Annotated in this window: 22 protein-coding genes; 7 read left to right on the top strand and 15 right to left on the bottom strand. The window is 66.4% G+C overall.

Annotated features, from left to right (window positions below):
- Window positions 1–130: 130 nt before the first annotated feature.
- From R5R73_RS18630 to R5R73_RS18675, 10 genes are all read right to left on the bottom strand, one after another.
- Window positions 131–991 (bottom strand): phosphonate C-P lyase system protein PhnK, encoded by an 861-nt coding sequence (locus tag R5R73_RS18630; RefSeq protein ID WP_416221202.1) that lies wholly within the window; start codon window positions 989–991, stop codon window positions 131–133.
- The gene (locus R5R73_RS18635; RefSeq protein WP_322528331.1) at window positions 988–1,821 is read right to left on the bottom strand and encodes an alpha-D-ribose 1-methylphosphonate 5-phosphate C-P-lyase PhnJ; all 834 of its coding nucleotides are present in this window, start codon (window positions 1,819–1,821) and stop codon (window positions 988–990) included. The genes R5R73_RS18630 and R5R73_RS18635 overlap by 4 nt, the downstream gene beginning before the upstream one ends.
- A gap of 1 nt (window position 1,822) precedes the next feature.
- Window positions 1,823–2,947 carry a carbon-phosphorus lyase complex subunit PhnI gene (locus R5R73_RS18640; protein ID WP_276231867.1) on the bottom strand — a complete coding sequence of 375 codons (1,125 nt, stop codon included), beginning with the start codon at window positions 2,945–2,947 and terminating at the stop codon, window positions 1,823–1,825.
- Window positions 2,947–3,618, bottom strand: a complete 672-nt coding sequence (gene phnH / locus R5R73_RS18645; protein WP_322528332.1) for a phosphonate C-P lyase system protein PhnH — start codon at window positions 3,616–3,618, stop codon at window positions 2,947–2,949. Before phnH ends, R5R73_RS18640 begins: the two co-directional genes overlap by 1 nt.
- A gap of 73 nt (window positions 3,619–3,691) precedes the next feature.
- Window positions 3,692–4,132 carry a phosphonate C-P lyase system protein PhnG gene (gene phnG, locus R5R73_RS18650; protein WP_322528333.1) on the bottom strand — a complete coding sequence of 147 codons (441 nt, stop codon included), beginning with the start codon at window positions 4,130–4,132 and terminating at the stop codon, window positions 3,692–3,694.
- Window positions 4,129–4,884, bottom strand: coding sequence for a phosphonate metabolism transcriptional regulator PhnF (phnF, locus tag R5R73_RS18655; RefSeq protein WP_276231870.1), 756 nt, complete (start codon window positions 4,882–4,884; stop codon window positions 4,129–4,131). Before phnF ends, phnG begins: the two co-directional genes overlap by 4 nt.
- Before the next feature lie 34 nt (window positions 4,885–4,918).
- Window positions 4,919–5,713, bottom strand: a complete 795-nt coding sequence (gene phnE / locus R5R73_RS18660) for a phosphonate ABC transporter, permease protein PhnE (protein WP_322528334.1) — start codon at window positions 5,711–5,713, stop codon at window positions 4,919–4,921.
- 94 nt (window positions 5,714–5,807) lie between these two features.
- A complete protein-coding gene (gene phnD / locus R5R73_RS18665; protein ID WP_322528335.1) occupies window positions 5,808–6,851 on the bottom strand; it encodes a phosphonate ABC transporter substrate-binding protein in 1,044 nt (347 codons plus the stop codon).
- A gap of 87 nt (window positions 6,852–6,938) precedes the next feature.
- On the bottom strand, window positions 6,939–7,763 hold the full coding sequence (gene phnC / locus R5R73_RS18670) for a phosphonate ABC transporter ATP-binding protein (protein WP_322528336.1): 825 nt from the start codon (window positions 7,761–7,763) through the stop codon (window positions 6,939–6,941).
- 252 nt (window positions 7,764–8,015) lie between these two features.
- Window positions 8,016–8,894: an NAD-dependent epimerase/dehydratase family protein gene (locus R5R73_RS18675; RefSeq protein WP_322528337.1), complete on the bottom strand. Its 879-nt coding sequence runs from the start codon at window positions 8,892–8,894 to the stop codon at window positions 8,016–8,018.
- Between the two features lie 112 nt (window positions 8,895–9,006).
- Here R5R73_RS18675 and R5R73_RS18680 point away from each other — a divergent pair, with 112 nt between their 5' ends.
- Window positions 9,007–9,927, top strand: a complete 921-nt coding sequence (locus tag R5R73_RS18680) for a hydrogen peroxide-inducible genes activator (protein ID WP_071230469.1) — start codon at window positions 9,007–9,009, stop codon at window positions 9,925–9,927.
- Complete coding sequence (gene recG, locus R5R73_RS18685) at window positions 9,924–12,002, top strand: ATP-dependent DNA helicase RecG (protein ID WP_322528338.1); 2,079 nt, start codon at window positions 9,924–9,926, stop codon at window positions 12,000–12,002. The genes R5R73_RS18680 and recG overlap by 4 nt, the downstream gene beginning before the upstream one ends.
- Before the next feature lie 33 nt (window positions 12,003–12,035).
- Here recG and yccS read toward each other — a convergent pair whose 3' ends face one another.
- A complete protein-coding gene (gene yccS, locus R5R73_RS18690) occupies window positions 12,036–14,270 on the bottom strand; it encodes a YccS family putative transporter (protein WP_416221203.1) in 2,235 nt (744 codons plus the stop codon).
- Between the two features lie 330 nt (window positions 14,271–14,600).
- Between yccS and R5R73_RS18695 the strand changes: the two genes are divergently transcribed.
- Both R5R73_RS18695 and R5R73_RS18700 read left to right on the top strand, forming a co-directional pair.
- Complete coding sequence (locus tag R5R73_RS18695) at window positions 14,601–15,653, top strand: DUF4105 domain-containing protein (RefSeq protein ID WP_322528339.1); 1,053 nt, start codon at window positions 14,601–14,603, stop codon at window positions 15,651–15,653.
- 25 nt (window positions 15,654–15,678) lie between these two features.
- Window positions 15,679–16,563: an oxygenase MpaB family protein gene (locus tag R5R73_RS18700; RefSeq protein ID WP_322528340.1), complete on the top strand. Its 885-nt coding sequence runs from the start codon at window positions 15,679–15,681 to the stop codon at window positions 16,561–16,563.
- On the opposite strand, the gene R5R73_RS18705 is transcribed toward R5R73_RS18700, so the two are convergent.
- On the bottom strand, window positions 16,554–17,456 hold the full coding sequence (locus R5R73_RS18705) for a LysR family transcriptional regulator (protein ID WP_322528341.1): 903 nt from the start codon (window positions 17,454–17,456) through the stop codon (window positions 16,554–16,556). The genes R5R73_RS18700 and R5R73_RS18705 overlap by 10 nt on opposite strands.
- A gap of 115 nt (window positions 17,457–17,571) precedes the next feature.
- Here R5R73_RS18705 and trpB point away from each other — a divergent pair, with 115 nt between their 5' ends.
- The 3 genes from trpB to R5R73_RS18720 all read left to right on the top strand — a co-directional run bounded on the left by trpB (window position 17,572) and on the right by R5R73_RS18720 (window position 20,533).
- Complete coding sequence (trpB, locus tag R5R73_RS18710) at window positions 17,572–18,816, top strand: tryptophan synthase subunit beta (RefSeq protein WP_322528342.1); 1,245 nt, start codon at window positions 17,572–17,574, stop codon at window positions 18,814–18,816.
- Window positions 18,813–19,688: a tryptophan synthase subunit alpha gene (gene trpA / locus R5R73_RS18715; RefSeq protein WP_322528343.1), complete on the top strand. Its 876-nt coding sequence runs from the start codon at window positions 18,813–18,815 to the stop codon at window positions 19,686–19,688. Before trpB ends, trpA begins: the two co-directional genes overlap by 4 nt.
- A gap of 131 nt (window positions 19,689–19,819) precedes the next feature.
- Window positions 19,820–20,533 (top strand): pirin family protein, encoded by a 714-nt coding sequence (locus R5R73_RS18720; RefSeq protein ID WP_322528344.1) that lies wholly within the window; start codon window positions 19,820–19,822, stop codon window positions 20,531–20,533.
- 120 nt (window positions 20,534–20,653) lie between these two features.
- On the opposite strand, the gene R5R73_RS18725 is transcribed toward R5R73_RS18720, so the two are convergent.
- From R5R73_RS18725 to R5R73_RS18735, 3 genes are all read right to left on the bottom strand, one after another.
- Window positions 20,654–21,010 carry a hypothetical protein gene (locus R5R73_RS18725; protein WP_071230475.1) on the bottom strand — a complete coding sequence of 119 codons (357 nt, stop codon included), beginning with the start codon at window positions 21,008–21,010 and terminating at the stop codon, window positions 20,654–20,656.
- Between the two features lie 129 nt (window positions 21,011–21,139).
- A complete protein-coding gene (locus R5R73_RS18730; RefSeq protein WP_071230476.1) occupies window positions 21,140–21,415 on the bottom strand; it encodes an HU family DNA-binding protein in 276 nt (91 codons plus the stop codon).
- Between the two features lie 168 nt (window positions 21,416–21,583).
- Window positions 21,584–22,786, bottom strand: a complete 1,203-nt coding sequence (locus R5R73_RS18735) for an NAD(P)/FAD-dependent oxidoreductase (protein WP_322528345.1) — start codon at window positions 22,784–22,786, stop codon at window positions 21,584–21,586.
- Between the last annotated feature and the right edge of the window lie 42 nt (window positions 22,787–22,828).

Genomic DNA, 22,828 nt, shown 5'->3' on the forward strand with positions numbered 1-22,828 from the left:
GGCATCGACGAGCAGTCTTCAGCACAAGGCGCCCGGAGCGCAGGGTGCGAGACATAACTGGGTGTTAGGCAAGCAAACGAGCACCGCGTAACGCAGTGATGAATGTGCGCAGTCATGGATTCGATGCTCCTCACGGTGTAAGCACGGATGACACCAGCAACTGCGTATACTCGTGCTGCGGATCGTCGAGGATCTGGTCGGTGAGGCCGGTCTCGACCACCTGGCCGCGGCGCATCACCATCAGGCGGTGAGCGAGCAGGCGCGCCACGGCGAGATCGTGGGTGACCAGCACCACCGAAAGGCCCAGCTGACGCACCAGCGTGCGCAGCATGTCGAGCAGGCGCGCCTGCACCGAGACGTCGAGCCCGCCGGTGGGCTCGTCCATGAACACAAGACGCGGCCGGGTGACCAGGGTGCGGGCGATCTGCAGGCGCTGCTGCATGCCGCCGGAGAAGGTGCGCGGGGCGTCGTCGATACGACCGGGATCGAGCTCGACCTGGCGCATCCAATCCTGGCCGGTGGCACGCAACTGACCGTAGTGACGCTGGCCCTGGGCCATCAGCCGTTCGCCGATATTGGCCCCGGCGGAAACGCCCATCCGCAGGCCATCGCGGGGGTTCTGGTGCACCAGCCCCCACTCGAGGCGCAGCAGTGCTCGACGCCGTGCCTCGCCGATGGCGTAGAGATCGAGCTCGGCCTCATCCCTCTCCAACTCTCCCTTATCCAGCACGTCTTCTCCGGCGCCGGCTCGAGCGGCTTCGGGCTCGTGAATAGCCCTTCGATAGAACACGCGTCCCGCATCGGGCGCTTCCATCCCGGCGAGCACGCGCAACAGCGTCGACTTGCCGGAGCCGGATTCGCCGACGATGCCCAGCACCTCGCCGGCATGCAATTGAAAATCGATCGCCTCGCAGCCCTTGCCGGGGCCGTAGAGACGGGTGATATCCTGAACGTCCAGCAGGACCGGACGCTCCAGTGCCGGCTTCTTCATGCCACCTCTCCCCGTCGCGTCTGGCAGTAGTCGGTATCGGAGCAGACGAACATCCGCCCACCCTTGTCATCGGTGATCACTTCGTCGAGATAGCTGTGATCGCTGCCGCACAGCGCGCAGGTGTGGTCCCAGGTCTGGACCTCGAACGGGTGGTCCTCGAAGTCGAGGCTCTCGACCCGGGTGTAGGGCGGGATCGCGTAAAGCCGCTTCTCGCGACCGGCGCCGAACAGCATCAGCGCCGGGTTGCCGTCGAGCTTGGGGTTGTCGAACTTGGGAATCGGCGACGGGTCCATCACGTAGCGCCCGTCCACCTTGACCGGGTAGGCGTAGGTGGTGGCGATATGACCGTAGCGGGCGATGTCCTCGTAGAGCTTGACGTGCATCACGCCGTACTCCTCCAGCGCGTGCATCAGCCGCGTCTCCTGCTCGCTGGGCTCGATGAAGCGCAGCGGCTCGGGGATCGGCACCTGGAACACCAGGATCTGGCCGGCCCGCAGCGGGGTCTCGGGAATCCGGTGGCGAGTCTGGATGACGTCCGCCGCGGTGGTGGCGGTAGTGGTCTCGACGCCGGCCACGCGCTGGAAGAAGTGGCGGATGCTGACCGCATTGGTGGTGTCGTCGGCGCCCTGGTCGATCACCTTGAGAATGTCGTCGGCGCCGAGAATGCTCGCGGTGAGCTGCACGCCGCCGGTGCCCCAGCCGTAGGGCATCGGCATCTCGCGGCCGCCGAACGGCACCTGATAGCCGGGGATCGCCACCGCCTTGAGCAGCGCGCGACGGATCATCCTTTTCGTCTGTTCGTCGAGATAGCCGAAGTTGTATCCCTCCACGTTAACGCTCCTCCTGTTGGGGCCTGCCCGCATCACGGGCACCTTCGAGTTCAGCCTGGCGGGCGGCGTGCTCGCGTCGCAGACGGCGCAGCAGATCGAGCTCGGACTGGAAGTCGACGTAGTGCGGCAGTTTCAGGTGCGAGACGAAGCCGGAGGCGTCGACGCTGTCGGCGTGGGCCAGCACGAACTCCGCCTGCTGGGCGGGGCCGATGATCGGCTCGCCCAGCTCCTCGGCGCGCAGGGCGCGGTCGACCAGCGCCATGGCCATGGTCTTGCGCTCGTTGTGGCCGAAGGCGAGGCCGTAACCGCGCGTGAACTGCGGTGCGGCCTCGCGCGAGCCGCCGAACTGGTTGATCATCTGGCACTCGCTCAGCGCGATCTCGCCGACGCAGATCGTCTCGTCCCACTCGTCGACGTGGATCTCGACCTCCACCTGGCCCAGGCGAATCTCGCCGGCAAACGGGTGGTTGCGGCCGTAGCCGCGCTGGGTGGAGTACCCCAGCGCCAACAGGTAGCCCTCGTCGCCGCGGGCCAGCATCTGCAGTCGGGCGGCGCGGTCCATCGGATAATCGGGCGGATCGCGGGTGATATCGATGGGCTCGGCGCCGTCGTCGATCTCCTGCTCCACCAGCCCTTCGTCGTTCAGCAGTCCGAGAATCTGCGGGCATGGCTCGGCGTCGGTCATGTCGTCGCGAATCTCGGCGGCCGGCACCTCGGCCCCGGCCAACTGCAGGAAGTCGAGCAGGCGGTGGGTGTAGTCGTAGGTCGGCCCCAGAATCTGGCCGCCCGGGATGTCCTTGTAGGTGGCGCTGATGCGGCGCTCGATGCGCATGTTGGCGGTTTCGAGCGGCTCGCTGACCGCCAGTCGCGGCAGCGTGGTGCGATAGGCGCGCAGCAGGAACACGGCTTCGGTGAGATCGCCGCTGGCCTGCTTGAATGCGAGCGCGGCGAGTTCGGGATCGTAGAGCGAGGCTTCGCTCATCACCCGGTCGACGGCCAGCCGCAGCTGGTCACCGACCTGGGCGACCTCCAGTTCCGGGCGATCGCGATCGCCGCGGCGGCGGTCGGCCAGCCAGCGGTGGGCGTTGGCAATCGCCTGCTCGCCTCCCTTGACGGCTACGTACATCAGTTCGTCTCCTGAGAATCGGCGCGAGCCTCGACACTCGAAATTCGGGTGCTGCGGGGAATCGCCGCCAGCTGCGCACCGCAGCCGAAGATGACGTCCAGCCCCTGCGGAAAGCTGGCACGGTTGCCGGCCAGGCGGGTCATCAGTACCCGGCAGCCGGCGCCGTCACCGATATCGAGCACCCGCGACTCGGCGATGCCGGGGCCGCTGAGCCGCCAGCCGTGATCTGCCTCGTCGGCACCGTTCGTATCGTTTTCCAGCCGCTCGACGGCGATCAGCAGCGTGGTACCGCGATCGGGATAGGTGTCGCTGCCCACCGCGAAGGGCGTCTGCGGATCGAAGGACTCGTGGGTCAGCAGCGCGAAATCGGCACTCGCCGGGTCGTCGGTGATTCGCGCGCCGGTGTGGAAGGCCAGAGCCTCGCGCAGGGCCGACAAGTCGAGGTCGGCGGCGATCCAGACGCGTGTCTCGAGGTCGCAGAGCGTCAGCACCACGCCCCACAGTGCGGCGCCCAGCGCGTCACTCGGCGGTGCCGGCACGGCCAGCGTGGTCAGCGTGCCCGGCTCGGACATCGCGCCGAGAATCTGGCGAAACAGACGCTGACTGTCGTGGGCGGGGTCGGCCAGCCCAGGCCAGACGAGATCCCTCGTCGTTTCCGTCTTTACCGTCATTGCTTTGTCCATCGTCACTTTCTCCATCGTCATTCGCCCGTGCTCACTCGCCACGTATTCACTCGCCACGTACCTATTCACCACGTACGAGGGTGAAGAAGTCGACGCGGGTGGCGGCGGCGGTGGCGGCATCGCGGCGCTGGCGCTCGGCCAGTTCCTCGGCCAACGGCGCGAGCACGTGCGTCTCGAGCTTCTGCTGCCATTCGGCGTGCTGGGCGATGGCATCGGCCAGTGCGATCAGCTCGGCGTGGCGGTGGTCACGGCCCCGCACCCAGCCGTGGCCGAGGGTGCCGTCATCGAGGACGACGCTGGCGCGGGTCAGGGTCATCTCGCCGAGATGGAAGGCGTTGCCGGTACCGCCGGTGCGGCCCTTGAGCATCGCCATGCCGGTTTCCGGACCGCGTACGCAGCGATGTGCGGGCACTGCATCGAGCGCCGTCCAGCACGCCTCCATTCGCTCGCGGGTGGAGAGCGCCAGCAGCCGCTGACGCGCGCCTCGTGATATGTCGTTCATGACGCAACCTCGTCGGTGTCGAAATCCATGGGGTCGATGTCGAAATCAACGTGATAGGAGAGCCGGTCGGCACGCGCCCGGCCCATCGAGATTTCCACCAGCGCGCCGTCGGCATCGGTGTTGTCGCTGGTCATCAGCAGTAACGGTGCATTGAGCGGACACTGCAGCCAGCGGGCGTCGTCGCGGGTGGCGGTTGCGGCATCGATGCGCACCCGGCGTCGGTGAAGCCGCAGGCCATAGTGCTGACCCAGCAGGGCGCGGGTGGAACCGCCGCGATAGCGCTCCAGCCAGCCCGGCACGCGCTCGGGATCGAACCAGTGGCGCAGCCGCATCAGCGGGGCATCATCGACGTAGCGCACGGTATCGACCCGCAGCAGCGGCTCGTCGGCGGGCCGTCCGAAACGCAGCGCGATCGCCTCGGGGGGCATCTCGAGCCCCTGTTCGAGACAGCAGGTATTCGAAGGCAGGCCGAGGCCGGCCAGATTCTGGGTCACCTTGCTGCCGGCGCTGACGGCGTAGTCGAGACGTCGATCCACCACCTGTGTGCCGCGTCCCTGGTGGCGCGTCACCAGGCCGGCGGCGACCAGCTCGTCCAGCGCCCGGCGTACCGTGTGGCGATTGACCGCGAAGCGCCTGGCGAGCTGGGCCTCGGTCGGCAGCAGATCGCCGGGGGCATAGTCGGCGCGCACTTCGCGCACCAGCTCCTCGGCCAGTTCGCGGTAGCGCGGCATCGTCAAAATTTGTCTAGACATCATCGGACCCAAAAAACCGGGGGAAGCCCCGGCATCAGATGAAGCGTTTGCGAACACGCTGCGACGCCATATCGAGCAAAGTGACGGCAACGATGATCACCAGCATGATCGTGGCGGTCTCGGTGTACTGGAATCCGCGCATGGTTTCCCACAGCGAGACGCCGATTCCGCCGCCGCCGACCATGCCGAGCACCGTGGCGGAGCGAATGTTGGACTCGAAGCGGTACAGGCTGACCGAAATCCACAGCGGCAGAACCTGGGGGATCAGGCCGAAGATAATCTCTTCCAGTCGCCCGGCGCCGGTGACGCGAACGCCTTCCATCGGCCCGGCATCGGTGGCTTCCACCGCTTCCGAGAACAGCTTGGCGAGCACGCCGGTGGTGTGGACGAACAGCGCCATGGTGCCGGCGAACGGCCCCAGGCCGACGGCGACCACGAACAGCATCGCGAACACCATTTCGTTGATCGCGCGGCACGCATCCATCAGGCGTCGTACCGGCTGGTTGATCCACCACGGCGCTAGGTTGTCCGAGGAGAGCAGGCCGAACGGGATGGCGAACAGCACCGCCAGCAGCGTGCCCCAGATCGCGATCTGGATGGTCACCAGCATCTGGTCGATGTAGTGATCGAGACTGCCGAAGGTCGGCGGCACGAAGTCGGCGGCGAGCGTGGCCATGTTGCCGGCGTTGCTGACCAGCAGGCCCGGGGCCATTTCGGCGCCCTGCCAGGCCCAGCCGAGCACGCCTGCGGCAACCGCCCAGCCCAGCAGCGTGGTCCAGCTGCGCTTGCCGGCGCGGGCTTGCATGTCGAGGGAAGAGGCGCTTTGCATGTGCGTTGTCCTGACGAAGAGATCGATGAGGATCGGAGCTCGATCGTCGGCGGCAGGTCGAAGAGTCGATCTGCCGCCGGCCGGGAGCGGAACCTCAGTTGGCCATTGCCGTGGTGTTGTCGGCCTGCTCGGCCTGCGCGGCTTCGCGGGCATCCATGCGCTGGTTCAGCGATTCGAGGCGAGCGTCGATATCCGCGAGTTGCTGCTGCTTCTCCTCGGCATCGATCGAATCGTCGGCGGCGAGCTGGGCGCGCTGCTTGAACAGTTCGAGCTGACGGATCGGCAGCAGTTGGTTGTTGTCGGAAGCGGCAAAGCCGGACCACTGCAGCGGTTCGAGAATCTGCTTCTGCTTGTCGGTATCGCCGTAGCTCAGGAAGAACTGGCGCAGCTCGTCCTTGGTTTCCTGCGGTAGATCGGTACGCCAGACCAGCGGATCGGAGGGGATCAGCGGCGACTTCCAGATCACCTTGAGCTGGTCGGCCTTGTCGGGATGGGTGATCTCCAGGCGCTCCATGCTTTCGGTGTTGAACGTCGCGACATCGACCTGGCCGTTGGCCACGGTTAGCGCATTGGTCTCGTGATTGGAATTGAGCGTGCGCTTGAACGCGGTGGCGGGATCGACGTGGTTCTTGGCGAAGACGTAGTAGCCCGGTACCAGATAGCCCGAGGTGGAGTTGGGATCGCCGTTGCCGAAGGTCAGCTCGCTGGCGTGATCCAGCACTTCGTCGACCGAGTCGTAGGGGCTTTCCTTGTTGACGATCATCAGGCTCCAGTAGCCCGGTGCGCCGTTGGCGGCGACGGTCTGGGCGAAAATTTCGCCGCCAGCGCGATCCACGGCTTCCATCGCCGACTTGTTGCCGTACCAGGCGAGATCGACCTTGTCGAAGCGCATCGCCTGGATCACCGCGGCGTAGTCGGTGGCGAAGAACGGCTGGACCTCGACGCCCAGCGCCTCGGACATGTCGTCCAAAAACGGCTGCCACTGGGTCGACTGGTTGGAGCTCGATTCGGTAGAGATGATGCCGAAGCGCAGCGGCTCGTCGGCGGCCTGGGCCGAACTGACGGCCAGCGTGCTGCCGAACAGGCCGAGTCCGGCGATCAGCGGCAGGGCCGCACGGCGTAGACGGGATGAGATCATGTCGTTTCCTCGAAGCGTCGGGGGTTGGTGATCGATAGTCAGGGATCGGTCGTGGGTATGGCGGTGGTCCTGCAGCGCTCGCTCGGCTCAGCCCACCGCATGCAGCGGCGTCGCCATCCGGTGATCGGGCTGGCGGGATTCGAGCTCGTCGAGACCGGCGTTCTCGTAGAGCGCCTGCAGGCGGCTATCGGTGAGGCCTTCGATCGGCCCGTCGTAGTAGAGCCGCCCCTGCTTGAGGGCGATGGCGCGGCGGCAGTAGCGGCGCGCGACCTCGACCTGGTGCAGGGTGACGACGATGGTGCGGCCGTCCTCGCGGTTGATGCGCTGGAGGATTTCCATCACCTCGCGGGCGCTGCGCGGATCGAGGGAGGCGATCGGCTCGTCGGCGAAGATCACTTCGGCCTCCTGGACCAGCGCCCGGGCAATGGCGACGCGCTGCATCTGGCCGCCGGAAAGGGTGTTGGCGCGCTGGTGGGCGAGACCGACGATGCCGACCCGCTCGAGTGCGCGCAGCGCCAGGTCCCGTTCGTACTGGGTGAAGCGGCCCATCAATGCCCGCCATCGCGGCATCGCCCCGAGGTGGCCGATCAGCACGTTGGTCAGCACGCTCAGGCGGCCGACGAGATTGAACTGCTGGAAGATGTAGCCGGCACGACGGCGCTGCTCGCGACGCGCGCCGACCAGTCGCCCCTGGCGCTGCACGTCGCGATCCAGCACTCTGACGTGACCGTGCGACTGGCGGTCGGCACGGGTCAGACCGATGAGGTGGCGCAGCAGGGTCGACTTGCCGGAGCCCGACGGCCCGATCAGGGTGACCATTTCGCCGCTGGCGATCTCGAAACCCACCTCGCGCAGCGCGGCGTGGTTGCCGAAGGATTTGTCGAGCCGTTCGACGCTAATGATGGCGGTCATACGATTCGTCCCGGAAAGTGTTTGGAACCCGAAAAGGTTGGACACAGTCTGGCGACGTCGTGTGACGGTTATTTATCTAGACAATTAAGAAACGGTGACAAGGACAGGGGCAAAAAACGCCACGAAAAAAGCGCCCGTAGGCGCTTTATGAGGAGTATCAGCAGGTTGGCGGCGGCCGTCATCGCGCTGACACGAATTCGTCGTCGAATCGTCACATCCGACGGGGGGACGATGTCGGCGGCCTGCCGGACGTCAGACGCTTTCCGCGGCGGGGATAAAACCGCCCTGCCTGAGCACGTCCTCGTAACCTTCGCGGAAGGTGGGATAACGAAACGTGTAACCGGATTCGAGCAGCAGCCGGTTGTTGCAGCGCTTGCTGGAGCGGCGGCGCAGCGGCGACTGGATGACCTCCGGCGTCTCGACCTTGAGCCGCCCGGCGATCCAGGCCATCACCTCGTGCAGTGGTGCCGAATCGCAGTCACTGGCGAGATAGACCGGCTCCAGCGGCTTGCCATCCAGCGCCAGCTGGATCAGGTGGGCGATCACGCCCGCGCAGTCGTCGCGGTGAATGCGGTTGGAGTACATCGGTGGATTGGCGGCGGCGATACGACCTTCGCTCACCTGGCGGATCAGCCGGTCGCGACCCGGGCCGTAGATTCCCGAGAAGCGGATGGCCGTGCCGGGCAGATCGTGTGCGAGCAGCGCCTGCTCGGCCTCGCGCATCAGTATCCCGGAGAAACCGTGGGGTTCGGTCACCGAGGTCTCGTCCACCTCTTCGCCGCCCTGCTGGGCATAGACGCTGGTCGAGGAGACGAAAAACACCCGCTCGGGTTTCTTTTCACGGGCACCGAATGTCTGTAGAACCGACTTCAGGCCCATCGGATATGCCGCCTCGTAGGCCGACTCCTCGAACCGGTCTGCCGTCACCGTGTAGATCACGATGTCTGCATCCGGCAGTGCCGCCAGCGCGGCTTCATCGGTAATATCGAGCGCCACCGCTTCGATGCCGGTGCCGGCGAGCGCCTCGACATTGCGGCGCGCGCCGATCACGCGATGACCGGCCTCGATCAATTGTTTCCCGAGCTGGGTGCCGATATCGCCGCAGCCGAGAATTAGCGTAGTTTTCTTCACCTTTCCCTAGCCTCTTGGTAAAACGTCCTTGATGACTCGTCCCTGAGGACGCGAATGACCTCGAGAACCACACACTGACTTCGTGCGACAGGGAGCCTTCCGGTCCCAGCCAATGACTCTAACAGAACTCCGCTACATCGTAACCTTGGCCCAGGAGCGCCATTTCGGCCGCGCTGCCGAACGCTGCTTCGTTTCACAGCCGACGCTCTCGGTGGCCGTCAAGAAACTCGAGGACGAACTCGGCATCGCCCTGTTCGAACGCTCCAAGTCCACCGTCCAGGTAACGCCGCTGGGCGAGCGGATCGTCGAGCAGGCGCATCGCGTGCTGGAGCAGGCCACGCTAATCCGGGAGATGGCCACCGAAGGCAAGGACCAGTTGATCAGCCCGCTGCGGATCGGCGCGATCTATACCATCGGCCCCTATCTGTTTCCGCATCTGGTTCCGGCGCTGTCGCGCATCGCGCCGCAGATGCCGCTCTATATCGAGGAGAGCTTCACCGGCGAGCTGCGGCGCAAGCTGCGTGGCGGCGAACTCGATGCGATCTTCGTGGCGCTGCCGTTCAACGAGTCCGACGTAGTCACCAAGACGCTCTACGAAGAGCCGTTCGAGGTGCTGCTGCCGGCCGGCCATCCGTGGACGGAGAAGGCAGCGATCGCCAAGGAGGACCTGCTCACCGAACGGCTGTTGCTGCTCGGCGAGGGTCACTGCTTCCGCGATCAGATCCTGGAAGCCTGCCCGGCGATCAGCGCGCAGCTCAACAATCCCGCCAACACATTGATCGCCGAGGGCGGCTCGCTGGAAACCATCCGCCACATGGTCGCGTCGGGGCTGGGCATCACGGTCCTGCCCAGACTGGCGATCGGTACCAACCACTATGAAGGTGGCCTGCTGGAGAGCCGGCCCTTCAAGGGCAGCGCGCCCACGCGCAGCGTCGCGCTGGCATGGCGCGCCAGTTTCCCGCGGCCCAAGGCGATCGATGCGCTGATTCAGGCGATCGATAAAATCCAGAGTAGCGACGTCGAGGCCGCATGAGCCTTGATGTGCCGGTAACCGACCTCTCCGGCGTCGGCGAGGCGCTGGCCGGCAAGCTGGCCCGGCTGCGCATCGAGCAAGTCGTCGACCTGCTGTTTCATCTGCCGCTGCGCTATCAGGATCGGACACGGATCACGCCTATCGGCACCTTGCGTGCCGGCACCGAGGCCGTGGTCGAGGGCGAAGTCAGCGCGGCAGAGGTCGTCCGCGGCCGTCGGCGAAGCCTGCTGGTCCGGCTCAAGGACGGCTCCGGCATTCTCAGCCTGCGCTTCTTCCACTTCTCGCCGGCCCAGCAGCAGCAGTTCGTCAAGGGCGCCCAGGTGCGCTGCTTCGGCGAGGCCCGCGCCGGCAGCACTGGGCTCGAGATCTATCACCCGGAATATCGTCTGGTCCAGAGCGAGGCGACGCCGGTGGACGAACACCTGACCCCGATCTATCCCGCCACCGAAGGGCTGGCGCAGCCACGCCTGCGTGCTCTGATCCAGCAGGCGCTGAAGCGGCTCGAACAGGCGCCCGAGAGCCTGCCGGAGTGGATTCCCGAACCGCTGCGCGGCCGTTTTCGGCTGCCGGGGCTGATCGAATCGCTGCGCTATCTGCACGAGCCGCCGCCGGACGCCCCGCAGGAACGCCTGGCCGATGGCCGCCACCCGGCACAGCGACGGCTGGCGCTGGAAGAGCTGCTGGCTCACCAGTTGAGTTTGCGCCAGGTCCGCCTGCGCATTCAGACCGATGGCGCGCCCCGGCTCGCGGCGAGCAGCAACCTGCAGGCACGCTTTCTGACCCAGCTGCCGTTCTCGCTGACCCAGGCGCAGCGCCGGGTGCTGGAAGAAATCGGGCGGGACCTGGAGCGGGAAGTGCCGATGCTGCGGCTGGTGCAGGGCGATGTCGGCTCGGGCAAGACCGTGGTCGCCGCCATGGCGGTGCTGAACGCCATCGCCGGCAGCTGCCAGGCGGCGGTGATGGCCCCTACCGAGATTCTCGCCGAGCAGCACTTCCGCCAGTTCCGTGCCTGGCTCGAACCGCTGGGGATCGAAGTCGGCTGGCTGGCCGGCAAGCTCAAGGGCAAGGCCCGGCTGGACACCAAGGCCGCCATCGCCGACGGCCGCGTGCAGGTCGCGGTCGGCACCCACGCGCTGTTCCAGGATGACGTGGCCTTTCATCGCCTGGGGCTGGCGGTGATCGACGAGCAGCATCGCTTCGGCGTTCACCAGCGCCTCGCGCTGCGCCAGAAGGGCGAATCCGGCGGTCTGACCCCGCATCAGCTGATCATGACCGCCACCCCGATCCCGCGGACGCTGGCGATGAGCGCCTACGCCGATCTGGATCTGTCGGTGATCGACGAGCTGCCGCCGGGACGCACGCCGGTACAGACCGTGGCGGTACCCGACGAGCGTCGCCCGGAAGTGATCCAGCGCATCCGCAACGCCTGCGCCGACGGCCGCCAGGCCTACTGGGTCTGCACGCTGATCGAAGAGTCGGAAGCGCTGACCTGCCAGGCGGCCGAGGTGACCCGCGATACGCTGGTGGAAGCACTGCCAGAGCTCAACGTGGGGCTGGTTCACGGCCGCATGAAGGCGCAGGAAAAGGCCGACGTGATGGATGCCTTCAAGCAGGGCGAGCTGGATCTGCTGGTGGCGACCACGGTGATCGAGGTCGGCGTCGACGTGCCCAACGCCAGCCTGATGATCATCGAGAACCCGGAGCGGCTGGGGCTCTCCCAGTTGCATCAGCTACGCGGCCGGGTCGGTCGCGGCAGCGTCGACAGCTACTGCGTGCTGCTCTATCACCCGCCGCTGTCGAACCACTCCCGCCAGCGGCTCGGTATCCTGCGCGACACCACCGACGGCTTCAAGGTGGCAGAAAAGGATCTCGAACTGCGTGGCCCCGGCGAAGTGCTCGGCACCCGCCAGACCGGACTGGCGCAGATGAAGATCGCCGATCTGGAGCGCGATCGGGATTTGCTCGATACCGTCACCGCCCTGGCCCAGGCGCTGCTCGAGGAAGCCCCCGATGCCGTGACGCCGCTGATCCGGCGCTGGCTGGGCGACGAAGCCGGGCGCTACGGGCAGGTATGAAGCCTGCCCGTAGCCACCGCGCGCTCAGGAATTTCAAGCATTCTCGGCGGCTTTGCCGCCAGTCTTCTCGCCGCTGTTCTCTTGTCCACCTTTTCCATCGTCACCTTTTTCGTCGCCACCGTTGCCCTCGCCTGGCGTCTCCACCGGACGCGCGATCAGCCGGGCTGCCGCTTCGCTCATCGGCCCCAGTTGGCGACTGATATGGAGCAGCTGGGTCTGGATCACGCGGCGCTCGTCGTCGGCGTCGTCCTGGGCGGCGGTGGGCTCCTGCTCGAAGATCGCCACCAGCGCGTTCTGCTCGGCCCGGGGATCGTCGATGGGCTGGCGCGATTGCAGGTTGGCAGCAATGGCGTCGAAGCGATCCGCGATCCGCCGCGCGGCGGCATAGATCTCGGCATCGCTTTCGGCATTCGACTCGTTGGCTGCCAATGCCCCTCGATGCGCCCCCAGTGCGGAGAGATAGCCCAGCAGCGTGTGTGAAACGACCAGGAAGCGGAAGCCTTCGTCGGCGTCCTTCTTCCGGTAGTGCCCCGGCTCCTGCAGCATGTTGGAGAGCACCGTGGAGAGCGCGGCATCGGCATTGTGGGCGTTACGCCGCGCCAGCCGGTAGGCGAGGTCGTCCTGCTTGCCGGCTTCGTACTGGTGGATGATCTCGCGCAAATAGAGCGTGCTGTTGGTCAGCGCCGTCGCGGCCACCTTGTGCAGTCGCCGCCCCTGCCAGTCCGGCAGGATGAAGAACACCGCCAGGCCGGATATCAGCGCGCCGATCAGGGTATCGATCAGCCGCGGCAGGATCAGGTCGAAGCCGTCGCCGACCTGGTTGAAGCTGCTCAGCACCAGCGTGGTGATGGCGGCGGTGGCGATGACGTAATGCTTCTCGCGATTGGCGAAGAAGATGACGCCGGCCACCACGGAAATCAGCGACTGGATCAGCGGATTCGGGAACAGGCTGATCAGCGCCCAGCCCACTACCAGCCCGAACACCGTGCCGACGATGCGCTGGCGCAGGAAACGGCGCGTGGCGCCGAAGTTGGGCCGGCACACGAACAGCGTGGTCAGCAGGATCCAGTAGCCTTGGGTCGGATGAACCAGATGCAGCACGCCATAGCCCACCAGTAGCGCCGTCGATAGACGCAGCGCGTGACGAAAGGTCGGCGAGCCCGGCGTCAGGTTGAGGCGGATGCGCTCCCAGGCGTCGCGGAAGCTGCGCGGCGAGCGGTCGAGAAGGCTGGCGTCCTTCTGATCGACCACCGCATCCGGGTTGTGGGCGCTGGAGAGCTGGTCCTCCAGCGTCGCCAGGTTACGGCCAAGCGCCTGCAGCGAGCGCAGCAGCGGAGTCCATTCCGGGTTGCGCTGGGCCCGCAGGTAGACGATCGAGGCGCGCAGATCCTCCAGCGCCTGCTCGCTCTGGCCGTGCTCGAAGGGCTGACGCAGCAATAGCGCCTTGGCCAGCCGCTTGCAGGCGCGACCCTGCTGGTCGAGCAGCCGCTGGCAGCGGAACAGCACATCGTGATGGAAGAAGGTCTCGGTCAGTGCCGAATAGGGATAATGGGAGGCGCTGACCCGCTCGTGGATGTCCTGCGCGATGAAATAGAGCCGCAGATAACGGTTGAGCTTGCGACTGCCGCGCTGGCCTTCCAGACGCCGGAAGATCATCTCCTTGGCCTGGTTGAGCGCGGTCACCACGCGGCCGTTCTGGCGCGCCAGCGCGACGCGACGGCTTTCGACATCGACCCCGCGCAGCGGCTCGAACAGCGTCGCCTTGATGATCAGATACTCGCCCAGCTCCCGGTAGAGCTGCGCCATGCTCTGCTTGACCGGCTGGCGCGAGAACAGCGCGCACCAGACGACCGAGATCGCCCCGTACCAGGCCGCACCGCCGACCAGCAGCAGCGGTTGATGCCAGAAGTTGCCGCCGGTGGTGCCGCCGTGCTGCTCGATGTTGATCATCGAATAGACCGACAGGATCAGCGTCGCCGAGGCGATGGTGGCGTAGCGCTGCTCGACGGCCCCGAGCATGATGAAGGTGAACGCGGACAGCGCCAGACCGGGCGCGAACAGCCAGGGCCAGGGGAACAGCAGCTCCACCGAGCACGAGGCGACCAGGAAACAGACCAGCGTGACCAGCAGCGCCCGAACGCGGCCTTCCCAGTTGTCATCGGTCTCGGAGAGCGCGCTGGCGATGATGCCGAGAAACAGCGGAATGGCGAGCGCGATCTGATCCTGGGACCAGCTCAGCGCAATGGCGCCGCTGAACGCCAGGAACACGCGGAAGCTGTAGGCGAACTTGTCCAGCGTCCACAGCTGGCGCAGGGAGTGGGAAAACGAATCGGAAATCTCGGTCTCTCCAGGGTTGTGGTCGTGCCGTCAAGATAGCGCGCCCGCGATACCGGGAACAGACGCCACCGACCATGAGCGAATAGAGAACCCCACCAGGAATTAGACTTTAGTATAACGTCGTTACACCTATCGGCAGCAACGGCTTTGCGCTTTATCCACGCCCCCACTTCATCCCTGTCCCGGAGTTCGGCATGATCGGGGTTTACTGGAAGATTGAGGCAGAGCGTGCGACCGACCAGGCATTCGCATCGAAACGGCGTGTGGCGAGCACTCGCCATCATGGGCCAGGCATTGCGGGCGCTGGTGTTGCTGGCCGTGATCGCGTGGGGCGCGCTGGCGCTGCACTTCGAGCTGCCAGGATCGATGCTCGTCGTCGACTCGGTGATCGCAGTATGGGTGCTGGTCGGCCTGGCCGCGCTGCTGGCGCCTTTATGGAAGCACCGCCATCGCCGGGCGTCATCGGCGCTGCGCGTCCTGTTCGCGCTGACACTGATCGCCGTCGTGAGCTGGTGGCAGAGCCTCGAGCCCAGCAACGATCGCGACTGGGCACCGGACGTGGCGCGCCAGCTCTCGGTCGAGCGCGAGGGCGACCGGGTCCGGCTTCACAACGTGCGCGACTTCGAATGGCAGACGCCGAACACCGCGACGACGCGCTGGGAGACCCGCGAGTACGATCTCTCGCAGCTCGACTCGGTGGACATGGTGGTCTCCTACTGGATGGGCCCGGCAATCGCCCACACGCTAGTCACGTTCGGCTTTGCCGACGGCCGGCATCTGACGTTTTCGGTGGAGATCCGGCGCGAGCGGGACGAGGCATTCTCGATCAGCGGCGGCTTCTTCAAGCAGTTCGAGCTCAACCTGATCGCCGCCGACGAGAACGACATCCTGCGCCTGCGCAGCAACGTCAGAGGCGAGGACGTCTATCTCTACCGGGTCGGGCTCTCGCCGCAGGCACGCCGCGAGCTGTTCGTCGCCTATCTCGACGAAGCCGAGCGGCTGCGCCGAACGCCTGAGTTCTACAACACCCTGACCAGCAACTGCACCACCATCGTGTTCGACATGGTCGACAAAATCGTCGCCGGGCTGCCCCGGGACATCCGGCTGATTCTCTCCGGCTATCTGCCGGAATACGTCTACGAGAACGGCGGGCTGGATACGAGCCATCCGCTCACGTTCCTGCGTAACCGCGGCTATATCAACCCGCGCGCCCAGCAGATTCCGTACAATGCCGGGAGCGAGGCCTTTTCCCGTGCCATTCGCGACGGGGTTCCCGCCGCCGACGGCGAGATCCTTCACGCTTCGTCACCCTGACGTGCCCTGACCCGACCTTGATGCCATGACCTCCCTGCGCGACGCCATCGAAAACCGTATCAGCCATCTGACCGGCCGCACGCTGGGCGGGGTCGACTATACCCAGCCCAAGGGCGATCCGGGCCTGTTCGGGCCGGAGACCATGGCGTGGCGGGTGCATGGGGACTTCACCTCGATGATGTGCGGCGGCATCAGCGCGCTGCTGCTGCAGATGCTGCACCCGCTGGCGCTGGCCGGCGTGTGGGATCACTCCAACTTCCGCCGCGACATGATCGGCCGGCTGCGCCGCACCAGCCAGTTCATCGCCGTCACCACCTTCGGCTCCCGCGACGACGCCGAGCGCATTCTCGAGCGGGTACGCCGAGTGCACGACAGCGTCAGCGGGCATGCCGCCGACGGTACGCCCTACGCGGCCAACGATCCGGATCTGCTGGTGTGGGTCCATGTTGCCGAGATGAGCCGTTTTCTCGCCTCGCATCGGCGCTATCGCGATCCCGGACTGAGCCTCGAGGATCAGGATCGCTACTTCGCCGAAACCGCCCGCGTGGCCGAAGCGCTGGGCGCGCGCCACGTGCCCAAAAGTCGGGCGGCCATCGATGACTATCTCGAGCGTCAGCGACGCTATCTGGTCTGCGACGCCCGCACCCGCGACGTCATCGACGTGCTGCTGCACGCGCTGCCGCCGAGCCCGGTCATCCGCCCCGTCGGCGCGCTGTTCATGCGCGCCGGCATCGACCTGCTGCCGCCGTGGGCGGCGACGCTGCTGAGCCTCGAGATGTCGACGCTCGAGCGTCGCGCCGTGCGAAGCGGCATTCGTACCATCGCGCCGGTGGTGCGCTGGGCCGTGCGCAACGGCTCCTACCGTCGCGCCATGGAGCGGATGCAGGCCCGGGAGCAGGCTCAGGACTGATCGCCGGCCAGCTCGCGACGCAGCCATTCGGCAAGGCGCTCGCCGCGTCGGGCGTCGACGCCGGGCGCCAGCCACAGCCCCAGCGAGGCGCCGGTCTCGACCGCCGGCCACGGCGCCATCAGGCACTCCTGACGCAGCTCGGCCGTCACCAGCAGCTGCGGTGCGATGGCGACCCCGAGTCCCGCCAGTGCGGCTTCCAGCAGATAATAGAGATGTTCGAAACTGCGCCCCCGGCCCCGCGCCGCTGCCAGCGTCTCGTCGTCCACGCCCATGGCCGCCGCCCACTCGGGCCAGGCTTGCGGCCGCGAGGCCGTGTCCAGCAGCGTGAGCCGCTCCAGCATCGCCCTGGCCGACGCCTGCGATGCCACCGCCCAGACTGCCGGTGTCGCCACGGCGACGATTCGCTCCGGCATCAGCGGGAATACCGTCATGTCGGCGGGCCACGGCGGCGCGGCGAAGCGCAGCGTGGCATCGACGCCCTCCCGGCGCGGGTCGAGTTCGTTCTCGCTGGAAACCACCCGCAGCCGCAGCTCGGGCAGGTCGGCGTTGAGCCGGTCGAGCCGCGGGATCAGCCAGCGCGCCAGCAGGCTACCCGGGCAGGCCAGCGTGAACGGCGCTTCGTCGAGGCGCCGCGCAAGTCTGGCGCAACCCTCGCTCAAGCGTGAGAAAGCCTCATGCACCGCCGGATACAGCTCCCGGCCGTGGGCCGTCGGTTCGAGCCCGCGCCCCGCCTTGTCGAACAGCGCCGTGCCGAAATGGTGCTCCAGGGCTCGCAGTTGACGGCTCACCGCGCCGTGCGTGACGTTCAGCTCCCGCGCGGCGTCGCTGACGCTGCCCAGACGAACCGTGGCTTCGAACGCGCGCAGCGCATTGAGCGAAGGTAGCGTGGCCATCCCGCCTCCGTCGATTGGTGAGTTTTCCTCACTGGATACGGAGAGTTTATCGATTTTCTCCGCCGCGCTACCAGCCTAGTCTGAGCCCATCGAATCGACTGACCGGGAACGACTGATGAGTGAAAAGAGGGTTGATCTCCCCGACGAGCATGGCTTTTTCGGCGGCTCGGACGATCGGGGCCAGGCAGGTCGCGGCTATGGCGGGCGCTATGTCGCGGAAACGCTGATGCCGCTGATCGGCGAGATCGAGGCCGCCTATGACGAGGCGCGGGCCGATCCCGCCTTTCAGGCACGGCTGGACGAGCTGCGCCGTGACTATATCGGTCGCGCCACGCCGCTCTACTTCGCCGAGCGCCTGACGGAGCATTTCGGCGGCGCGAAGCTCTATCTGAAGCGCGAAGATCTTAATCACACCGGCGCGCACAAGATCAACAACGCCCTGGGGCAGGCGCTGCTGGCGCAACGCATGGGCCGCCGACGGCTGATCGCCGAGACCGGCGCCGGCATGCACGGCGTCGCCGTCGCCACGGTGGCGGCGCGTCTCGACATGACCTGCGTGATCTACATGGGTGCCACCGATATCGAGCGCCAGCAGCCCAACGTGCAGCGCATGCGCCTGCTCGGCGCCGAGATCGTGCCCGTCCACGCCGGCACGGCGACGCTCAAGGACGCCATGAACGAGGCCCTGCGCGACTGGGTTGCCAATGTCGACGACACCTTCTACATCATCGGCACCGTGGCCGGGCCGGCGCCCTATCCGCGCATGGTGCGGGATTTCCAGTCGGTGATCGGTCGCGAGACCCGCGAGCAGCTGCAGGCGACGCAGCAACGCCTGCCGGACACGCTCGTCGCCTGCGTCGGCGGCGGTTCCAACGCCATGGGACTGTTCCACGCCTTTCTCGACGATACGGACGTGGCCATGATCGGCGTCGAAGCGGCCGGCGAAGGGCTGGAGAGCGGCCGCCATGCCGCCAGTCTCAATGGCGGCACGCCCGGCATCCTGCACGGCAATCGCACCTACCTGCTGCAGGACGACGACGGCCAGATTCAGGACGCCCACTCGATCTCCGCCGGGCTCGACTACCCCGGCATCGGCCCCGAACATGCGTATCTACATGACAGCGGCCGGGCGAGCTACGTGGCGGTGACCGACGACGAGGCGCTTGAGGCCGTCGCGCTCTGCTGCCGGCTGGAAGGCATTCTGCCGGCGCTGGAGTCGGCCCATGCGCTTTATCACGCCGGGCGTCTAGCGGCGACACAGGGTCCGGACCAGGCCATCATGGTCTGCCTGAGCGGCCGCGGCGACAAGGACATGGATACCATCACCCGTCACCTGATGCCCGAGGAGGCCGACTCATGAGCGTTTCGTCTTTGAATACGGATGTCCTGGATACGGCTGGCTCGAACCCCCGAGCCTTGATCGCCGATTCGCGCCTGGCGCGTCGCTTCGCGGCACTGCGTACCGAGAATCGCGCCGCGCTGGTGACCTACGTCATGGCCGGCGACCCCGACCCCGAGACCAGCCGCGACCTGCTCGAGCGCCTGCCGGCAGCGGGCGCCGACATCATCGAGCTGGGCATGCCGTTCAGCGACCCGATGGCCGACGGCGTGGCGATCCAGCGCGCCGGGCAACGCGCGCTGGCGGGCGGCCAGACGCTGGCGCGCACGCTGGAGAGAGTACGCGACTTCCGCCGTCACGACGATGACACCCCGATCGTGCTGATGGGCTATCTCAATCCGATCCGGCGCTTCGGCGAGGACCGCTTCCTGCAGGCGGCGGCCGAGGCCGGCGCCGATGGCCTGATCCTGGTCGACCTGCCGCCGGAACACGGCGCCGCGCTGACCGCCCGGGCTCGCGATCTGGGCCTGGCGCGGATTCCGCTGGTGGCACCGACCACGCCGCCGGAGCGGTTACCAAAGCTGCTCGCCCAGGGTAATGGCTTCGTCTACCGCATCGCCTTCAATGGCGTGACCGGCACTCGGCGACCCGATATCGCGGCGTCGCTGGGCGAATCGCTCAGCGAACTCAAGCGACAGTCGCCCCTGCCGGTCGCCGTCGGCTTTGGCGTGCGCGATGGCGACACGGCCGCTGCCGTTGCCCGGGTTGCCGATGCCGTCGTCGTCGGTAGCGCGCTGGTCGAGCGGCTCGCCGAGACAGGCGTGGAGGGCGCGTTGGCACTGACACGGGAACTGGCCGAGTCGATTCACGGCGCCCGGAAAAGCGAATCCTGAACGCGTCAAATCGTTCGATTTTGCGCACGAGTACGTGCGCAAAAACGCGCTTTTGTTCGATTATTTAGGTAATACACTGTCTTCATTGCGCCGTCGCTGACGCTCGGCGCCCGAAAAACAGGAGACAGACCATGTTGACGATTCGACGCGGTAACGAACGCGGTTATGCCGATCACGGTTGGCTCAAGAGCTACCACTCGTTCTCGTTCGCCGGCTATCACGACCCGAAACACGTGCACTTCAGCGTGCTGCGGGTCATCAACGAAGACCGCGTTGCCCCGGGTCAGGGTTTCGGCCAGCACGGCCATCAGGACATGGAGATATTCTCCTACGTGCTGAGAGGCGAGCTGGCCCACCGCGACACGCTGGGCAACGGTTCCTCGATCGGCCCTGGCCGGGTGCAGATCATGACCACCGGCACCGGCGTCGAGCACAGCGAGTTCAACCACTCCGCCAGCGAGCCGGTGCATTTCCTGCAGATCTGGCTGTTCCCGCGGGCGCGAGGGCTGACGCCGCGCTATGCCGAAAAGGATTTCACTGAAGCCGACAAGCGCGGCCGGCTGTGCCTGATCCTGTCACCGGATGGCCGCGACGGTTCGCTCACGCTGCAGCAGGACGCCTTCATCTACGCGTCGCTACTGGACGGCGACGAACGCGCCGAACTGCCGCTGGCAACGGATCGCCAGAGCTACGTGCACGTGATCAGGGGCAGTATCACGGTCAACGGCCAGGCGCTCGAAGGCGGCGATGCGCTGATGCTCGTGGATGAGCCAGGCGTGACGCTGGAAGGCGGCGAGGATGCGGAAGTACTGGTCTTCGATCTGCCGGCCGTGCAGCTGTCTTGAGATCGATTTGGTATCGGCGACCGGCGACAGGGACGTTGCCGGTTTCGTCGTTCATGGTCTAGGGCTCATAGCCCGTAGCCCGTAGCCCGTAGCCCGTAGCCCGTAGCCCGTAGCCCGTCATCAAAGATACTTCAGCAGCCCCTGCAGTCGCTCCAGATCGCGGGAGTCTCCCACCAGCCGCAGCTGGCCGTTGAACAGCCCTTCGCGGAAGGCGCGCTGCGAAGGCTTGCGCAGAAATCGCGTGGCGCTTTCCGCGTCGCGGAAACGCAGTTCCAGCGTCAGATCGGTCGGCAGGCCGACATCGCTTCGGATCGCCTGCGGCGTCATGCGATAGTGACGGGCGATCGTGAGGTCTTCGGTAGCAACGCCCCAATCGAATCGCTGGAGCTTTTCCAGGGCATCGCGAAACGCCGCCTTGCGGGAACGCGCGCGCTTGAGCATCACGCCCAGCCACCAGAGCATCAACTTGAGCTTCATGCCACCTCGCACGCATCGGCCATCATCATGGGAATATGGCGGGGAAGAATGCCGACCCACCCTCCTGCGGGGGATCGGCTATCGTTTCGCTCATGGCAAATGAGCGACTCAAGAATCCAAGATCCGAGCTTACTTGCTGACGGCGTCCTTGAGAGCCTTGCCGGGCTTGAAGGCCACGGTCTTGCTGGCCGGAATATCCAACGGCTTGCCAGTCTGCGGGTTCTTGCCCGTCCGTGCGGCGCGCTCGCGAACCGTGAACGAACCGAAACCGATCAAAGTGACATCGCTACCTTTGGAAACCGTACCGGTGATCTCGTCGAGGATGACGTTCAACACCTGACTGGCCTTGTCCTTCGACAGATCCGCACGCTCGGCAATCGCCGCAGCGAGTTCTGGCTTACGCATAGAGCCCTCCTAGTTTGGCAATGGCGTCACCTGAAACGCCTCGCGTTGAGACGAGTTGTTGTTCTCGATGAGGAACAACGCCCTCCGATCGCATAATAGGCCGCTTGATGCGCGGTTTGTCCAGCATCAGGTGACGATTCGTGGCTTATAGATCCGCAGCCACCGGGGCTAGCCTAGCAATGGGGGGGTCGCTCGCGCCAGTTCGACTTTACGACGAACGCAGCGCCCGGTCAGCGCAAAGCCCAGCAGGGCACCGTTGTCGTCCTCGGCCAGCGCAGTGAAATCACCGCCTTCTCCCTCGATCCGCCATCGGCGGGGCGCCTTTCGCGGCGGCAGCGCGACCACAGGCAACAGCGGCGTCTTGACCACGATCGGCCAGCTTCCGTAGCTGACCTCGGTCGGCGTGCCGGTCAGCGTCGCCGCCAGTGCCTTGGCGCTGGCCTGCAGCGGCTGGACGTACATCGCGTTCAGGCCGTTACCCGGGGCGCCGAGGCCATCGACGCAGGCCACGTCTCCCAGCGCGAAGACGTTCGGGTCGCTGGTGGCGAGCCGGCGATCGGTGAGAATGCCCGCCGAAGACACCGCCAGCCCCGCGGCCTCGGCGAGCGCCGTCCGGGGCGTCAGTCCGGTTGCGATCAGCACCAGATCCGCTTCGAGGCTTTCGCCATCCTCCAGCGCCAGCGTCACGCCTTCGCCGTCGTCATGGAGCGCCGTCACCCGGCGTTCGAAAATGCTGCGGATGCCGGTCTCCTCGAACGCCTCGCCCAGCGCCCGCCCCAGCGGCGGCGGCAGCAGGCGGGCCAGCGGCGTCGCCTCGGGAGAGATCAGCGCCACCCGGTGGCCGCCGGCATGCAGATCGCTGGCGAATTCGCAGCCCACCAGGCCCGCGCCGATGATCGCGATGCGAGCCTGTCGCCCGGGGTGGCGATCCAGCACGCCACGCAGCCGCCGGTAGTCGTCGAGATCGTTGATCTGGAAGACCCGATCGTACAGCGCGGGAGACACGTCGAACGGCTGCCGGGGCGCCGCGCCGGTGGCCAGTACCAACTGGCCGTAGGGCAGGATTTCGGTGCCGATTCGTAGCTGGCGATTGGCGGTGTCGATGGCGTCCACCGTGGTATGGATGCGAACCCGGGCCTGCAACGATTCGGCCACGCCCACCGCATCGCGTATCGCCAGCCTTTCCGCCGTCTGCCGCTTGGTGAAGGCGCTGGAGAGCAGCGGCTTGGTGTAGTCCGCGCCGCTGTCGGCGCTGATCAGGGTGATCGGCCGCTCGGCATCGTGGCTTCGCACCGCCCGGGCCAGGCCCAGGCCGGCCATGCCGGTGCCGATAATCGTCAATGGCGCGGAGGAGTGATCGGATTGACTCATTACGGGGGCTCGTTCGGTCGGTCGTCTCGAGGCCTCATGGTA

The sequence above is a fragment of the Salinicola sp. LHM genome (assembly GCF_034479735.1).
Taxonomy (GTDB): domain Bacteria; phylum Pseudomonadota; class Gammaproteobacteria; order Pseudomonadales; family Halomonadaceae; genus Salinicola; species Salinicola salarius.

What these genes read in the sequence shown, in the direction of transcription:
- R5R73_RS18630 (WP_416221202.1), bottom strand. Translation starts at nt 991, where the DNA reads ATGAAGAAGCCGGCACTGGAGCGTCCGGTCCTGCTGGACGTTCAGGAT.
- R5R73_RS18640 (WP_276231867.1), bottom strand. Translation starts at nt 2,947, where the DNA reads ATGTACGTAGCCGTCAAGGGAGGCGAGCAGGCGATTGCCAACGCCCAC.
- phnH (WP_322528332.1), bottom strand. Translation starts at nt 3,618, where the DNA reads ATGACGGTAAAGACGGAAACGACGAGGGATCTCGTCTGGCCTGGGCTG.
- phnG (WP_322528333.1), bottom strand. Translation starts at nt 4,132, where the DNA reads ATGAACGACATATCACGAGGCGCGCGTCAGCGGCTGCTGGCGCTCTCC.
- phnF (WP_276231870.1), bottom strand. Translation starts at nt 4,884, where the DNA reads ATGTCTAGACAAATTTTGACGATGCCGCGCTACCGCGAACTGGCCGAG.
- phnE (WP_322528334.1), bottom strand. Translation starts at nt 5,713, where the DNA reads ATGCAAAGCGCCTCTTCCCTCGACATGCAAGCCCGCGCCGGCAAGCGC.
- phnD (WP_322528335.1), bottom strand. Translation starts at nt 6,851, where the DNA reads ATGATCTCATCCCGTCTACGCCGTGCGGCCCTGCCGCTGATCGCCGGA.
- phnC (WP_322528336.1), bottom strand. Translation starts at nt 7,763, where the DNA reads ATGACCGCCATCATTAGCGTCGAACGGCTCGACAAATCCTTCGGCAAC.
- R5R73_RS18680 (WP_071230469.1), top strand. Translation starts at nt 9,007, where the DNA reads ATGACTCTAACAGAACTCCGCTACATCGTAACCTTGGCCCAGGAGCGC.
- recG (WP_322528338.1), top strand. Translation starts at nt 9,924, where the DNA reads ATGAGCCTTGATGTGCCGGTAACCGACCTCTCCGGCGTCGGCGAGGCG.
- R5R73_RS18700 (WP_322528340.1), top strand. Translation starts at nt 15,679, where the DNA reads ATGACCTCCCTGCGCGACGCCATCGAAAACCGTATCAGCCATCTGACC.
- R5R73_RS18705 (WP_322528341.1), bottom strand. Translation starts at nt 17,456, where the DNA reads ATGGCCACGCTACCTTCGCTCAATGCGCTGCGCGCGTTCGAAGCCACG.
- trpB (WP_322528342.1), top strand. Translation starts at nt 17,572, where the DNA reads ATGAGTGAAAAGAGGGTTGATCTCCCCGACGAGCATGGCTTTTTCGGC.
- trpA (WP_322528343.1), top strand. Translation starts at nt 18,813, where the DNA reads ATGAGCGTTTCGTCTTTGAATACGGATGTCCTGGATACGGCTGGCTCG.
- R5R73_RS18720 (WP_322528344.1), top strand. Translation starts at nt 19,820, where the DNA reads ATGTTGACGATTCGACGCGGTAACGAACGCGGTTATGCCGATCACGGT.
- R5R73_RS18725 (WP_071230475.1), bottom strand. Translation starts at nt 21,010, where the DNA reads ATGAAGCTCAAGTTGATGCTCTGGTGGCTGGGCGTGATGCTCAAGCGC.
- R5R73_RS18730 (WP_071230476.1), bottom strand. Translation starts at nt 21,415, where the DNA reads ATGCGTAAGCCAGAACTCGCTGCGGCGATTGCCGAGCGTGCGGATCTG.
- R5R73_RS18735 (WP_322528345.1), bottom strand. Translation starts at nt 22,786, where the DNA reads ATGAGTCAATCCGATCACTCCTCCGCGCCATTGACGATTATCGGCACC.